This is a genomic window from Chryseobacterium aquifrigidense (genome assembly GCF_006716485.1).
In the GTDB taxonomy this organism is placed as follows: Bacteria; Bacteroidota; Bacteroidia; order Flavobacteriales; family Weeksellaceae; genus Chryseobacterium; species Chryseobacterium vietnamense.
Genome location: NZ_VFPD01000001.1, coordinates 1,873,314 through 1,888,354, shown reverse-complemented (window position 1 = coordinate 1,888,354; position 15,041 = coordinate 1,873,314). Strand labels below are relative to the sequence as shown.

The window sequence follows — 15,041 nt, the reverse complement described above, 5'->3', positions numbered from 1 at the left end:
TTTTAGACAATTTTGTACTTTTGTATGTTTGCTGAAATCATATATGTCACAAGAAATAAACCCAACCTACTCCGAAGATAATATCAGAACCCTTGATTGGCAGGAACACATCCGTCTGCGCCCCGGTATGTACATCGGAAAGCTCGGTGACGGTTCTTCCGCTGATGATGGTATTTATATCCTGTTAAAAGAAATCCTTGACAACTCTATTGATGAGTTCAGAATGAGATCAGGGAAAAGAATTGAAATAAAACTGGATGATGGCAAAGTTACCATCCGTGACTTTGGACGTGGAATTCCGCTAGGGAAAGTGGTAGACGCTGTTTCCAAAATGAATACCGGAGGTAAGTACGACAGTAAAGCGTTTAAAAAATCGGTAGGATTGAACGGTGTTGGTACCAAAGCGGTAAATGCCCTTTCAGATTATTTCAGAGTTCGTTCTTTTCGTGACGGAAAAATGAAAGTTGCTGAATTCTCCCGAGGAATGATCACTGAAAACTTTGATGAGAAAGAAACTTCGGACAGAAACGGTACTGAAATTTCTTTTATTCCGGATGGCGAAATCTTCCTGCATTTCAAATACAGAAAAGAGTATATCGAAAGGATGCTCCGTAACTATGCTTACCTGAATCCTGGACTTAAGATTCTCTTCAACGGAGAAACCTATTATTCTGAAAACGGTCTTAAAGACTTATTGGAAGAAGAACTGGAAAGTGATATCCTTTATCCTATTGTCCATTTAAAGGATGATGATATTGAGGTAGCCATTACCCATTCTGACAAATCACAGACAGAAACCTATTTCTCATTCGTGAACGGACAGAATACAACGCAGGGAGGAACACACCTGAATGCATTCCGTGAAGCGTATGTGAAAACAGTTCGTGAGTTTTTCAATAAAAGTTTTGATGCTTCCGATATCAGAAAGTCTATCATTGCAGCAATCTCAATCAATGTAGAAGAACCGGTTTTTGAATCCCAGACCAAAACAAAACTAGGATCCAATGACATGGGACCGAACGGACCTACCGTAAGAACATTCATTATTGATTTCCTAAAGAGTAAACTGGATAATTTCTTACACAAAAATCCGGAAATAGCAGAAGCAATTCAGAGAAAAATCTTAATTTCCGAAAGAGAAAGAAAAGAACTTTCAGGAATTCAGAAGCTGGCCAGAGAAAGAGCAAAAAAAGTATCTCTTCACAATAAAAAACTTCGTGACTGCAGACAGCATTATAACGATCAGAAAGCCGAAAGGAAAGGAGATACTCAGATCTTTATTACCGAAGGAGATTCCGCATCCGGATCCATCACAAAATCCAGAGATGTAGAAACGCAGGCCGTATTTTCACTGAAGGGTAAACCACTGAACTGTTATGGGCTTACCAAGAAAGTGGTATATGAAAATGAAGAATTCAACCTTCTTCAGGCAGCTTTAAATATTGAGGAAAGTCTGGAAGACCTGAGATACAATCAGGTAATTATTGCAACCGATGCCGATGTTGACGGGATGCATATCCGTTTGCTGATGATTACTTTCTTCCTGCAGTTCTTCCCGGATCTGATTAAAAACGGACATCTTTATATCCTTCAGACTCCGTTATTCAGAGTAAGGAATAAAAAAGAAACACGATATTGCTATACGGAAACAGAAAGAATAAAAGCATTAAACGAACTGGGGAAAAATCCTGAAATCACCCGATTTAAAGGATTAGGAGAAATTTCTCCGGATGAATTTAAGCACTTTATTGGCAAAGATATCCGCTTAGAACCTGTAGTAGTGGGGAAAGACCAGACGATTGATCAGCTTCTGGAATTTTATATGGGGAAAAATACGCCGGACAGACAGACCTTCATTCTTGAAAATCTCGTGGTAGAAGATGATACGGATATTGATAAAAAAGAACTCCTGGATGAAGTAGAAAATTAAATAAACTACAACTTAAAAAAACTGGTGTAAAGCCATTGCAGACTGAAAAAAGCACAACTTTGGATGAAGTAGGAATTATAGTACTTACACAGCCAAAAAAATAAAATGAGACTAAGTAACCGTAATAAAGTATCAATTTATAATTCTTTATGCACATTGCTTTTGATGACCACAGTATTTTGTGTAATCGCATTTGTTGCTAATGAGTATAGGTTTAATGCAATGGGTAAAGAAAGTTATTTATTGATTATTGTTCCCGCTTTACTGCTGATTATCTTTTACATCAGCGGAAGGCAGATCTTTGAATATGACAGTGATGGAGAAGCTTTGAATTTTAAAAACAGGAATATTATTCCATTTTTAGATAAACCTCTTCACGACGAATTTCCAAAATACAAACTGATAAAATATGATGTGGTAAGCATTCTCTTTTTTAAAAGATTATACATTACCGTTTCCAGTAAGAATAATGGTTCTACTATCCTGAAGTACCAGATCTCTTATTTGAACAGAAAACAAGTAAACGATTTAAAACTCTCTCTAAACAAGGTAGTGAAAGCTAATAAAGATAAAATAAATGACGACAGAAGAATATTCGCATGAGGGTGAAAGCTTAAAAAAAGTTTCCGGGCTGTACAAAGACTGGTTTCTTGATTATGCTTCCTATGTAATTCTGGATAGAGCTATCCCTTCGATATATGACGGTTTAAAACCCGTTCAACGAAGAATTATGCACTCCATGCGGGAGCTGGAAGACGGCCGTTACAATAAAGTGGCCAATATCGTGGGAAATACCATGAAATATCACCCACACGGTGATGCTTCCATTACAGATGCCATGGTGCAGATCGGGCAGAAAGAACTGTTAATAGATACCCAGGGAAACTGGGGTAACATTTATACAGGAGACTCTGCAGCTGCCGCAAGATATATTGAAGCAAGACTGACACCTTTTGCCCTGGAAGTAGTCTTTAATCCTAAAACTACAGATTGGACCAAGTCTTATGACGGAAGAAATAATGAGCCTATTGATTTACCAGTAAAATTCCCGCTGCTTCTTGCACAGGGAGTAGAAGGTATTGGAGTAGGTCTTTCCACCAAAATACTTCCTCATAACTTTAATGAACTTATTAACGCATCCGTAGCCTATTTAAAAGGTAAGAAGTTTGAATTATATCCGGACTTTTTAACCGCCGGTTATCTTGACGTTTCCGAATATAATGACGGCCACAGAGGAGGAAAAGTAAGAGCAAGAGCTAAAATTACCCAAACCGATAAGCATACATTAGTAATTTCTGAACTTCCTTACTCCAAAACAACAACGGATCTTATTGACTCTATTCTAAAAGCCAATGAGAAAGGAAAGATCAAAATCAAAAAAATTGAGGACAATACTTCAGATAAAGTAGAAATCCTTATCCATATTCATAATGATGTTTCACCGGATAAGACCATTGATGCGCTGTATGCATTTACAGACTGTCAGGTAACAATCTCTCCGAATGCCTGCGTGATTGTAGGAGATAAGCCAATGTTTCTGAATGTATCCGATATTCTGAAAACAAATACAGATCATACGGTTTCATTACTAAAGAAAGAATTGGAAATAGAACTTCATGAACTTCAGGAAAGCTGGCATTTCTCTTCATTGGAAAGAATTTTTATCGAAAACAGGATTTATCACGATATTGAAGAGGTGAAAACCTGGGAAGATGTATTGAAAACCATTGACGCAGGATTAAAACCTCATACCAAACATCTTTTAAGAGCTGTTACAGAAGAGGATATCTTAAAACTGACAGAGATCAGAATCAAGAGAATTTCAAGATTCGATTTAGATAAATTTAAAGAAAATATTGCATCGCTGGAAGGCAAAATAGAACAGGTGAAATACAACCTGGCAAACCTGATCGCTTATGCTATCGATTACTATTTAAATATTCAGAAAAAATACGGTAAAGACAAACAAAGAAAGACTGAACTTAGAATCTTTGATACCATTGATGCTACAAAAGTAGCCGTAGCCAACGAAAAATTCTATGCAAATTTCGAAGAAGGCTTCATTGGAACATCTCTGAAGAAAGATCAGTATCTGTTTGACTGTTCTGATATTGATGATATTATCACATTCAGAAAAGACGGAAGTATGAAGGTCGTAAAAGTGGAAGCAAAAACGTTCATTGGAAAAGATATTCTTCACGTTGCGATATGGAAGAAAAATGATAAGAGAACTGTCTATAATATGATTTATCGTGAAGGCAGGGAAGGACCTTATTATATGAAACGTTTTTCTGTAACCGGAGTTACCCGAAATACAGATTATCCACTCGCTTCAGATAAAAAAGGTTCTGAAACACTCTATTTCTCGGCCAATCCTAATGGAGAAGCGGAAACTGTAACCGTGCTTTTGAAACCAAATCCTAGAATCAGAAAGAACAAAATGGAGATTAACTTCTCTGATCTCGCTATCAAAGGACGTGATTCCAAAGGAAATCTGGTCACTAAATATGCGGTAAAGAAAGTAGATATGAAAGAGGAAGGAGTATCTACTCTGGCACCTAGAAAAATCTGGTTTGATGATACCGTAAGAAGATTGAATGCTGATGCAAGAGGTACATTGTTGGGAAGTTTCAAAGGGGATGATAAAATTTTGACCATCAACACAAACGGTGAGGTAAAACTGATATCCTTTGATTTGGGTAACCGTTTTGATGATGAATATCTGGTGTTGGAAAAATGGAGACCTGCCCAACCTATTACCTGTATCTATTACGACGGAGAAAAAGATATTTATTTCATAAAGAGGTTCTTACTGGAAAATACAACCAATGTACAGACTTTTATGCCTTCTGACCACCCGAAATCATTCATCGAAAATGTAATTGTTGCCAACGATGTTACTGCAGAAATTATTTTTGCAAAAGATAAAGGAAAAGAACGTGAGCCGGAAACGGTAAATATTGATGAATTCATAGCGGTAAAAGGAATAAAAGCCATTGGAAACCAGTTTACGAAATTTAAAGTAAAAGCCATCAATATCACCATTCCTGAACCCGTAGAAGAAGAGCCTGAAGTATATGAAGATCCTGAACCTACAGGAGATATGGATGAAGACGGCGGAATGATTGGAGACCTGTTCCAGGATGACAGCAATAATGAAAATGAATAGATCTGAGATCTGTTCAGATATAAAATAAACAAATACAATGGATATAGTTGTTATCATTATCATTGCAGCCACTTGTATCTTTAGTTACATGGGGTTCAATAATACAGCATTATTTGAAAAATATAAATTCAATGTCGGAGCGATTGCGAATCGTAAAGAATATGTAAGGCTCATCAGTTCTGCATTTTTGCATGCAGACTTTATGCACTTGTTTTTTAATATGCTTTCCCTGTATTTTTTCCAGGGAGTCGTTATTAGTTTCTTTGGAGAACTAGGATTTCTGATTCTTTATTTCGGATCTATGATCCTGGGGAATTTATTCAGTCTGCAGATTTATAAAAATCAGCCCTGGTATTCCGCAATTGGAGCATCAGGTGCGGTTTCCGGAATTATTTTTGCTTCCATTGCCATGGCTCCGAATGAAATCAGTGTCAACTTCTTACCAGGATGGTTATTTGGAACGCTTTATTTCGGATACTCAGTGTATATGATGCTGAATCCAAAGCAGTGGGATAATCTGGGGCATGCCGCTCACCTCGGAGGAGCATTTTTCGGGTTGGTTTACTCTATTGTAATGCATCCGCAGCTGGCCATGAGCAATATTCTTTTCTTAGGAATCATGTCTCTTCCGTTAATCTATTTAGGATATGAAATTTTTGTACGGAAACGAATAGGATAAAAGACTATTTTTAATCAAATATCAAAACCAATGAACACATCAGAGTTAAACAGTTTCATCGTGATACTTATCTATGGTTCATTGGTTTTGCTTTCTCTGTTAAAGCTTGCCAACCCTTTAAAAGTAAACCGTAAAGCCAATTTCTGGTTCGGTATATTTCTTTTTTTGTGGTCCACCTTCTGGCTGGACGAAGTGCTGTTTCTCATCACCGGTTCAATAGTGGAGTTTCATTCTCTGTTTTTGGTCAGATGCATTCAGTTTTTTACCCCTATCGTTTTTTACCTGAGTGTGCTGTTTTATACCAATCCATCTTTTACCTTTAAAGTCCAGAGATTTTAAATTTTTGTTGCTTCCTGCAGCTTTTGTGCTGTGCCTGATACTGGTAAAATCAGGGTATGAAAAACCATTTGAATATCTCAGTATTATTCTGATCCTGATTCAGGCGCTCTTTTATACGGCACTTTCTTATATTACCATCAGGAAACATCAGAAAAAAATCCAGCAGTTTTCATCCAATACCGAAGGAATCAATCTGAACTGGCTGGAATATATTATTCTGGTACTTCTTATTGTGAATATTATCTATGTGATTTATAACCTGTTCTATGATCCGAAATCACTGAATTTCTTTATCAATGCAGTCTTTTTATCTGTTATTTACTGTGTAGGATATTATTCCCTGAAACAGAAGGAAATTTATCCTTTAGAAGAAAAGCAGAGACAGGAACTGATCTCTATCGATGAAGATTCTGATCCGGAAGAAGTTAAAAGAAAACTTATTTCTGATGAAGAATTACTAAAGATTAAAGCCTTACTGGAAGGGATTATGGAACTTCAACAACCTTATCTGGACAGCGAACTTAATCTTATTAAACTGGCTGAAATGCTTTCTGTTTCTACTCATCATCTTTCTTATGTCATCAATACAGGCTTTGGAAAAAACTTCTTCCAATATGTGAATGAATATAGAGTGGACTATGCCAAAAAACTGCTGAAAGAATCCAACAGCAAATTATCCATTTTGGGGATTGCCTACGAATCCGGATTCAATTCTAAAACTTCTTTTAATACAACTTTTAAAAAAGTAACCGGACAAACCCCTTCTGAGTTCAGAAAATAAGTTCCGGTTTATAAACTTTTACTTTTTATTGTTTTTAATTGATTGATTTTTAATTGATTGGTTATTCTTTTTTTCCTGCTTAAAATCGGTTCGTTCAGATAATCCGGAACATTTAAGCCTGCTTTTCACGATAGTTTTGTACCATAAAATATAAACATATGGATACCCAAGAATCATTTGCTGTTGTTACGGGAGCAAGCCAGGGACTCGGAAAATCATTTGCTGAACAGCTGGCAAAACAAAAGATCAATGTCATCCTGATCAGCCTTCCCAATCAGAATCTCAAAGCATTTTCCGAGGATCTGAAAAGGCTGTATGAGGTAAAAGTTCATTATTATGAAACAGATCTTTCAGTTCATGAAAATGTGATGAAGCTTACAGAATGGCTCAATAGTTCTTTTGATATTCATATCCTGATCAACAATGCAGGACTTGGTGGGACCAAAAAATTTACCGAAGCTTCTTCTGATTATATCAATACTATTTTACAGGTCAACGTAGCGGCCACTTCACTGATCACTCATCAGCTGCTCCCCAATCTTTTAAAACAACCCAAAGCCTATATTCTGAATGTTTCAAGTATGGCTGCTTTTTCTCCCATTGGTTTTAAAACCGTATATCCTGCTTCTAAAAGTTTTATCCATTCATTTTCCAGAGGGTTGCATGAAGAGCTGAAAGATACCAATGTTTTTGTAAGCGTTGTGAATCCGGGAGCAATGAAAACCAATAAAGATGTTTGTGAAAGAATAGAAAAACAAGGTCTTATGGGAAGACTAACCCTTTTAAATCCCGATAAAGTAGCTTCATACTGCATCCGTCAATTGTTTAAAAAAGATTCCGTAATTATGGTGAACCCAATCAGCTGGCTGGTGATGAAAATTGTACCTATATGGATCAAACTGCCATTAATGACCCAGGCTATAAAAAGAGAAATCGAAGCATGAAAAAAGTTTGTGTAACCGGAGCAACAGGGCTCCTCGGAACTAATGTTATCCTTAAATTATTACAAAATGATTATTCTCTTACTGCTCTGGTGCGCAAGAAAAGCAGCTGGCTGGGCGAAGAAAACAAAAATCTGAAGCTGGTGGAAGCTGAGCTTTTGTCCGATATTTCAGTACATCTTACCGATATTGACTGTATTATTCATATCGCCGCAGAAACACGCCAGAATCTTATCCGTTATGATGAATACCGGAAAGTGAATTATGAAGCCGTTGTGAATCTGTTGACCCAAGCAGAAGCAGTGGGCGTAAAAAAGTTTTTGTTTGTAAGTACAGCAAATACCTTAGGATATGGAAACACTGCATTTCCGGGGAGTGAAAAAGCACCACACAGCTATCCTTTTACCCATTCGCTGTATGCTCAAAGTAAGCTGGAAGCCGAAGACTATCTTTTAAAAAATGGTAATAATACAGACATTATCATTGTTAATCCAACCTTTATGATCGGAGGATATGACAGCAAGCCAAGTTCCGGGAAAATTATCTTCTGGACCTGGAAAAAGAAGCTGGTATTCTATCCGAAAGGAGGGAAGAACTTTGTTAATGTGGAAGATGCAGCCACCGGAATAATAAAGGCTATTGAAAATGGAAGAACCGGGGAAAAATATCTGTTAGCCAACGAAAATATAAGCTACAGAGAATTTTTTAAGAAAGTAAACAGTATTACCGGGCAAAATCCGGTTATGATCCCGATCCCCAACAAGCTTTTGAGCTTCCTTGGATTAATGGGGGATGGTTTGAGAAAATTTAAAATAAAAACAAGCCTCAGTACCTCCAATATGAAGGCATTGCAGATCTGTAATTATTATTCTAATCAGAAATCAGTAGAGGAGCTGGGAGTTCACTACCAGCCGATTGATAAAGCGATTGAAGATGCTGTTCGGTATTTTATTGAAAATCCTGTTAAAAATAAAAAAACCAGCTCTTAAAAGCTGGTTTTATCAGGTTATCTTGTGATTTTCTGAGTTACATTTTTATTGGAGATAACGCAGGCTTTACTGCAGTTATTGGCACTTGAAATAGTAACCTGTACCAATGCCGGCAATGATCTGTATTCTTCCTTGTTGTAAGGTGCTTCAGTACCATTGCTTCCGCCACCTTTAATGTCATACTGTACCTGGGCTACTCCTGTAAATCCCGTTGCAGGCTTGAAAGAAAGCGCTCCGGTAGTAGGAAAGTAGGTCCATGTTCCCTGACTGCTGGTATAAACATTCCCTGTTATATTAGGAATCACGGCTCCATTGTTATCTAAAAAACGGAATGAGTTAAAATCAAGGTTGTTATACGAAAGTGTTGGCGGGTTTTGGCCACTTGCTGAAGAATAGGCAGCATCATTAAGCAAAGGATAATAGATTGACTTTATCCCTGGACAACCTGCAAACAAATCATCTGTTACTTCAGCGGCATAAGGTCTTGTAACCCCTAAGTTTTTCAGTAAATGGATATTTTTGGCAGCTCCGGTAGAAGCAGCAAATCCGATTCTGAAAGTAGAAGGTGCCGAAGTATCCAGAGTTCTTACCGTACTGTTGGAAATGGTAGTCTCGGTATATTTCAGAGAAGTAGGATAGTAATAGTTGTCAATCACTTTTTCTTTCACTGTTCCATGCTGTATTTCCAGGGATATATTGTAACCGCCTGCCGGATTGGGAACCAATGTAATATATGCTTTACGGAATCTTACATCACTTTCATTTTGAGGAATTGTAGTTCCGCCACTTTCAATGCTGAATTGTTGAAGAGTTGTATTTTTAATGCCGATATATTTTCCTGTTGCCGTATCCAGGTAGGCTGATCTGTTGGTGCTGGATGGAGAAGCATTGGTCGCGATGCTGTAAAGCAATGGATAGCCGTTATATCCTGCAGGTTCAGCGGATGAAAGATACTGATTTCCACGCTTTCCTCTTAAAGAAACATTGCTTCGTCCGTCAGCTAATCCTACTCCGAATATTCCATTTCTGACCCTTTCGCTCTGGTTAAAGCTCGTTTTAAAATTCCCGAATTCATCCAGACCAATCCCTAGATAAGCACCTCTAAGCCCTTCTGTAGATTCACCTCCACGTACAAAACTGTACCCTAATCCACCACCAAAATATCCCAGATTAAGCTGGTCTTTAGGAATAGAACCATCTACCAAAAAGATAGAAATACCGTCTCCTCCGTTAGTGTTTCCTCCATAAATGGCGAATTCAAACTCAAACTTGATTCCCTGGTCACTTTTGAATATTTTATCAGCAAGTATTACTCCTCCTGAGATATTATTGACGCTTCGGGTAAGCCTTAGACCATCTGTCGTAAAGGTTGCATCATTCTGAACCCCGCTGGTAGCCACCTTATAAGCTTCCTGAGGCTGTAATCCCTGAGTAAAGTTTACAAAATACGGATAACCGGTTCCCTGCTCATTCTGTGCCTGAATGCTTTGAGAAAAAATAAACAAGGAAAATGCAAACAAAAATCTTTTATATCGTAACATTGAGCTGCTTTTTATCATAACCCAATCAATTATTTAACAACGAAAACAATATTGATAAAAGAACAGTCCGTTGCTGCAGCTTTTACATCATAAGTCATTACCCCATCATCTGAAATAGAAATATTACTGAATACATTGGGGTCAGCATCCGTTACATAATAGTAAAGATCTTTACTGGACGGGAAAAAAGGAATTGAAGCCGGAGCACTGGTACTCTTTGCCTTTGGAGAACCAAACTGGGTTTTATACAATGTATATAAATCTTTAGTTCGGCCAGTGGCTGTGGTGGAAGTGTCAAAAGAAACACTTGGCATATAAAACATTTTTACAGCATTACTGCTGATACAAAGCCAATCCGGTTTAGTGGGAGTCCCGATATTCTGACTTAAACATTTTTTGTCGGTGTCATAGATAAGAAGAGAGTTCGCAGGATTTGCAATAGCATCCCTTTTTGCTGTGGTAAGCCTGGGTATCAGCATCCCTTTATTAGGGCTATAAACATCCAGAATTGCACTTTGATCAGGTGTGGCTGTGTTAATCCCCACTTGAGCGAAAGAAAACGAACTTGCTAAAACGATGGATAGAAATAATTTTTTAATCATGATGTCTTAATAATTTTTTATCTGTGTGTATGTTTTTTTTAGAAAAAGGAATATTTGTAGTCTTAATCATAAGGCAATAGATATCATTTCCGGTTCATTGAAACCATGAACTGCTATGTTGAAACAATAGCTTAATGAGACCTTTTGTTCAAAAGCTCATCAACAGATATAGCAGGTATACTTCATAAAGAAATATCTTATGCCTACCTGGGCAGTTATCCGAAAAAAATAAATTGATTATGTAGCCGTGTAAGCTCTTAAATAAGTAAGATCCATATTCCCTCGTGTTTTTTGCAAATGTACAAAGAAATATCCAGTCGTTTGTGTTTATAGAATTAATTCTAGTTTTCTATTAATAATTACCAGTTTTTAGTTTAAATTTTTACATAATTAATAAATCAGGTAGATTGTTTTTATTATGCAAATCTTCGTATTGTATTAAGAAATCTTAAAAAACTGTAAATACTGAAGTGTTGATGATTGAAATTGAAGAAAAAAATCACCTTTTTTATATAAAGAATTAAAAAATAGCCTATTTTGAAAAATTATTCAACGCATCGTCCACAGTGCTTACAAAATTGACATGTCTTGCGGTATTGCTTTCAAAAATAAAATCCTTCATGCTTTTGCTTTCATATTTGTTGAAATTGCCTACAATAGCTAATCCTATACGATAGTTTGAGAATTTCTGAAGAATCTCTCCGGCCATTTTTGTTTTTAAATCAAAGAATTCGGGAGTGATATTTTTTTCGTGAAGAATAACTTTATCAAACCCCTGATAATAAATATCTCCCATAAGATCCAGCCCGTCCTGAGCAGACTGGATAATAATGTCATCAGAGATAATTTCTGCAATTTTCAGAGTATGGATTTCGTGTAATTTGATGATCATGGTATGAGTAATTAATTATTTTTTTCCGTAAATAAACCTGTCATTTTCGGATAAATCCTTCAATAATTGGACATCAGATAAATCCTGATACAATTCCAGGGTTTCAGGTCCCAGTTTCTGATTGATTTCCAGAAACAGAAGTCCATTCTCATCCAAATACCTTTTAGCATCATCTGCAATTTTTCTGTAAAAGATCAGGGCATCTGAAGTAGGGGAGAAAAGTGCCATTTTAGGCTCAAATTCTTTCACAGAATCAGCAATTTCTATCTCTTCTTCAATCCCGATGTACGGAGGATTTGAAATGATGATGTCATAATTTTCAGCCAGATCAAAATTAAGATAGTCAGCATGAATAAACCGGATATCCAATTGATGATGTTCTGCATTTCTTTTGGCTGTTTTCAATGCATTTTCAGAAAAATCAATGGATGAAACTTTAGCTTCCGGGAAATGTTTCTTTAAAACCAAAGGAATAATTCCGCTTCCGGTTCCTATATCCAAAATCTTTAAACCTTGAACCTTAAACTTTGAATCTTTAATCTCCCTGATGGCAATTTCCAACAGTTCCTCCGTTTCAGGGCGAGGGATAAGCACATGCTCATCCACAAAGAATTTCATTCCGTAAAATTCTGTTTCACCCAATATCTGCTGATAGGGCCTTCCGGTTTTAAGTTCTGAAACGAGAAGGGATAATTTTTCTTTATCATCAATCAGAAGTTCCTGTTCAGAGAATCTTCTCTGCTGAAACTGATCAAAACCTACAATCTGATGAATGAATAAAGACGATAAAAACATACTTTCCGACTCTGTATAAAGATCGGAAAGTTCTGTTTTGAAATATTTTTTAAATGCTGAAATTGTCATTTATCTTGTAAAAACCAGTTTTGTATCCGTAGACTTCTCTTCATCAATTCTATATCCTTCATAGTTGAATGCTTTTACATCCTCCAGTGTTTTGGCATTGGTTTCTGCACAGAATCTCACCACAAGGCCTCTGGCATGCTTTGTATACACAACAATGGTCTTCAGTTTTCCATCTTTCAGTTCATAGAAATCAAAATCAATTACTTTGTGGTTCAGCTTCTTTCTGTCAATTACTTTTCCATATTCATTGCTGGCAAGGTGAAGCAGGATTTCTCCTTTCTTCATTTCAGAATTCAACTGTTCTGTGATCTTTTCTCTCCAGAATTCGTACAGGTTTCTGTATTGCTCAAATTCAAAAGGGCGGCCCATTTCAAGTCTGTACAGCATTACTTTATCTGATGGCTTCAGTAAACCATAAAGCCCGGAAAGCATTCTGTAGTTTTTCTGCAGGTAATCTACCGCATTTTTATCCAGCGTTTTGGCATCCAGTCCTCTGTAAACCTCTCCTGTAAAGGCAAACATTGCAGGAGCAGACTCTTTTGCTGTAGGTTTGGATTTCCATTTTTGATTTCTTTCCCAGTTTTCATCAGCAAGCTTAGGTGATATTTCCATAAGCTCGGAAAGATATTTTGGCGATTTTTCTTTTAAATAAGACTGTATCAATGCTGCGTCTTCAATGAATCTCGGAGTAGAAGATTTCAACAAGTCTGTTGAATTTTCCACATTCATTAATTTGGCAGGAGATGTTATAATTTTCATAATGTTAAAATACAGATAAGTGTTTAATATCAATAAAATTCATCATCATCATGGCGATAAAATCAATCATAAAATGACAGATGATCAGAATTTTAATATTTGAATAGCGTTTATAAAATACAGCAAACACGGTTCCGATCAGGAAAGGTCCGAGAACCTGGCTTACGGTACCGTAAGTACTATGTAAAATTCCAAATAAGACAGATGAAATAATAATTCCTACCGTTGGGTTGCTATAAATTTTTTCAATCCTGGACTGTACATAGCCCCGCATCAGAAATTCCTCTACAATAGCAGCGGTAAGGCATGTAAAAATAGCTAAAAAATAATTATTCCTAAAAATGGGAACAAGGTTGAGAAGTTTATCGCTTATTTTTTCCTGTGTAAAAAATTGGATGGCTGCATTCAGAATACCTCCGCCAATCAAACAGATACAATATAAGCTCAGAACAGCTTTGCTATAAAATGCAATAGGGTATCTTTTCTCTTCTTTAAGTAAAAAAGTACTTTTTTCAATAAAAACAGTGTACAGAAATACGATGATAAGAATGATCCATAGCGGAATTCTGCTGAGAAAAAAATTAACTTCTGTAATTCCTTTTACTCCGGTTATCATCGTAACAGCTGAAAAACCATAAAGCATTGCAGCTGCCAAAACAGTAAACGTGAGCAAAACTCCTACAGAATACTTCCCGGTAAGACTCATATCAGTACCCTAAACCTTGAACTTTAAACTTTGAATTAAATAATCCCTTTTCCCTGACGGATAATCTCAGGCTCTCCTGAAGTAAGGTCTACGATAGTGGACGCTACATTATCCCCATACCCTGAATCAATAACAATGTCTACCAGGTGATCATATTTTTCTGCAATAAGCTCAGGATCAGTAGAATATTCGATAATTTCATCATCATCTTTGATGGAAGTAGATGCAATAGGGTGACCCAGTTTTTCAACAATAAGCTGTGGAATCGGATGGTCAGGAACACGGATACCAATTGTTTTGTGACCTTTGTAAGCTAAAGGTAAACTTTTATTGGCTTCAAGAATGAAAGTAAATGGTCCCGGAAGATGACTTTTCAGAAATCTGAAAACTGATGTGTCGATAGGTCTTGTAAAGTCCGAAAGATGGCTAAGATCATTACAGATGATTGAGAATTTAGACTTCTCAAGCTTCATTTTCTTGAGCTGAGCCAGTTTTTCCATGGCTTTTATATCAAAAATATTACAGCCTAAGGCATAAATCGTATCAGAAGGATAGATAATCAGCCCGCCATTGTTTAAAGTTTTAATAACCTCATTCACAAGATTTTCCTGTGGGTTGTCCGGATAAATTTTTAATATTTTTGCCATAAAACAAAGATACAAATAATAAAATAGTTTTCATAAAAGTCCTTTATTTAAAAGAAAAATTAGGATTTGTGAAAAATATTCGTACCTTTGCAATCCAATATCGCGGGATGGAGCAGTAGGTAGCTCGTCGGGCTCATAACCCGAAGGTCATCGGTTCGAGTCCGGTTCCCGCTACTAAGTAAGTGTTTTCGGTAAACACTCT

Annotated in this window: 15 protein-coding genes and 1 tRNA gene; 9 read left to right on the top strand and 7 right to left on the bottom strand. The window is 36.7% G+C overall.

Annotated elements, in window-relative coordinates; translation table 11 throughout:
• Positions 1 to 43: 43 nt before the first annotated feature.
• The 8 genes from FB551_RS08450 (at position 44) to FB551_RS08420 (ending at position 8,828) form a co-directional block, all read left to right on the top strand.
• Complete coding sequence (locus FB551_RS08450; protein ID WP_047433409.1) at positions 44 to 1,930, top strand: DNA topoisomerase IV subunit B; 1,887 nt, start codon at positions 44 to 46, stop codon at positions 1,928 to 1,930.
• Positions 1,931 to 2,035: 105 nt separating this feature from the next.
• On the top strand, positions 2,036 to 2,533 hold the full coding sequence (locus tag FB551_RS08445) for a hypothetical protein (protein WP_047433408.1): 498 nt from the start codon (positions 2,036 to 2,038) through the stop codon (positions 2,531 to 2,533).
• Complete coding sequence (locus tag FB551_RS08440) at positions 2,508 to 5,099, top strand: DNA gyrase/topoisomerase IV subunit A (RefSeq protein WP_142016725.1); 2,592 nt, start codon at positions 2,508 to 2,510, stop codon at positions 5,097 to 5,099. Before FB551_RS08445 ends, FB551_RS08440 begins: the two co-directional genes overlap by 26 nt.
• A gap of 37 nt (positions 5,100 to 5,136) precedes the next feature.
• A complete protein-coding gene (locus tag FB551_RS08435) occupies positions 5,137 to 5,778 on the top strand; it encodes a rhomboid family intramembrane serine protease (RefSeq protein WP_047433406.1) in 642 nt (213 codons plus the stop codon).
• Between the two features lie 30 nt (positions 5,779 to 5,808).
• A complete protein-coding gene (locus FB551_RS23485) occupies positions 5,809 to 6,117 on the top strand; it encodes a hypothetical protein (RefSeq protein WP_226798650.1) in 309 nt (102 codons plus the stop codon).
• Between the two features lie 4 nt (positions 6,118 to 6,121).
• Positions 6,122 to 6,898, top strand: a complete 777-nt coding sequence (locus tag FB551_RS08430; RefSeq protein ID WP_226798649.1) for a helix-turn-helix domain-containing protein — start codon at positions 6,122 to 6,124, stop codon at positions 6,896 to 6,898.
• A gap of 158 nt (positions 6,899 to 7,056) precedes the next feature.
• Positions 7,057 to 7,842, top strand: a complete 786-nt coding sequence (locus tag FB551_RS08425; RefSeq protein ID WP_142016723.1) for an SDR family NAD(P)-dependent oxidoreductase — start codon at positions 7,057 to 7,059, stop codon at positions 7,840 to 7,842.
• Entirely contained in the window at positions 7,839 to 8,828 is a 990-nt protein-coding gene (locus tag FB551_RS08420) for an NAD-dependent epimerase/dehydratase family protein (RefSeq protein WP_142016721.1), read from the top strand. The genes FB551_RS08425 and FB551_RS08420 overlap by 4 nt, the downstream gene beginning before the upstream one ends.
• A gap of 17 nt (positions 8,829 to 8,845) precedes the next feature.
• Here the strand turns inward: FB551_RS08420 and FB551_RS08415 are convergent, their stop codons facing one another.
• The 7 genes from FB551_RS08415 to FB551_RS08385 form a co-directional block, all read right to left on the bottom strand.
• Positions 8,846 to 10,369 (bottom strand): L-type lectin family protein, encoded by a 1,524-nt coding sequence (locus tag FB551_RS08415; RefSeq protein WP_142016719.1) that lies wholly within the window; start codon positions 10,367 to 10,369, stop codon positions 8,846 to 8,848.
• A gap of 29 nt (positions 10,370 to 10,398) precedes the next feature.
• Positions 10,399 to 10,971, bottom strand: a complete 573-nt coding sequence (locus FB551_RS08410; protein ID WP_142016717.1) for a hypothetical protein — start codon at positions 10,969 to 10,971, stop codon at positions 10,399 to 10,401.
• A 532-nt stretch (positions 10,972 to 11,503) separates the two neighbouring features.
• Positions 11,504 to 11,863 (bottom strand): DUF4180 domain-containing protein, encoded by a 360-nt coding sequence (locus FB551_RS08405; protein WP_142016715.1) that lies wholly within the window; start codon positions 11,861 to 11,863, stop codon positions 11,504 to 11,506.
• Positions 11,864 to 11,878: 15 nt separating this feature from the next.
• A complete protein-coding gene (gene prmC, locus FB551_RS08400) occupies positions 11,879 to 12,727 on the bottom strand; it encodes a peptide chain release factor N(5)-glutamine methyltransferase (protein WP_142016713.1) in 849 nt (282 codons plus the stop codon).
• Complete coding sequence (gene yaaA, locus FB551_RS08395) at positions 12,728 to 13,486, bottom strand: peroxide stress protein YaaA (protein ID WP_047433400.1); 759 nt, start codon at positions 13,484 to 13,486, stop codon at positions 12,728 to 12,730.
• A 4-nt stretch (positions 13,487 to 13,490) separates the two neighbouring features.
• Positions 13,491 to 14,192 carry a CPBP family intramembrane glutamic endopeptidase gene (locus FB551_RS08390; RefSeq protein ID WP_142016711.1) on the bottom strand — a complete coding sequence of 234 codons (702 nt, stop codon included), beginning with the start codon at positions 14,190 to 14,192 and terminating at the stop codon, positions 13,491 to 13,493.
• A gap of 35 nt (positions 14,193 to 14,227) precedes the next feature.
• On the bottom strand, positions 14,228 to 14,839 hold the full coding sequence (locus FB551_RS08385) for an L-threonylcarbamoyladenylate synthase (protein WP_034696488.1): 612 nt from the start codon (positions 14,837 to 14,839) through the stop codon (positions 14,228 to 14,230).
• A gap of 101 nt (positions 14,840 to 14,940) precedes the next feature.
• Here FB551_RS08385 and FB551_RS08380 point away from each other — a divergent pair.
• Positions 14,941 to 15,013, top strand: a tRNA-Met gene (locus tag FB551_RS08380).
• Positions 15,014 to 15,041 lie beyond the last annotated feature (28 nt).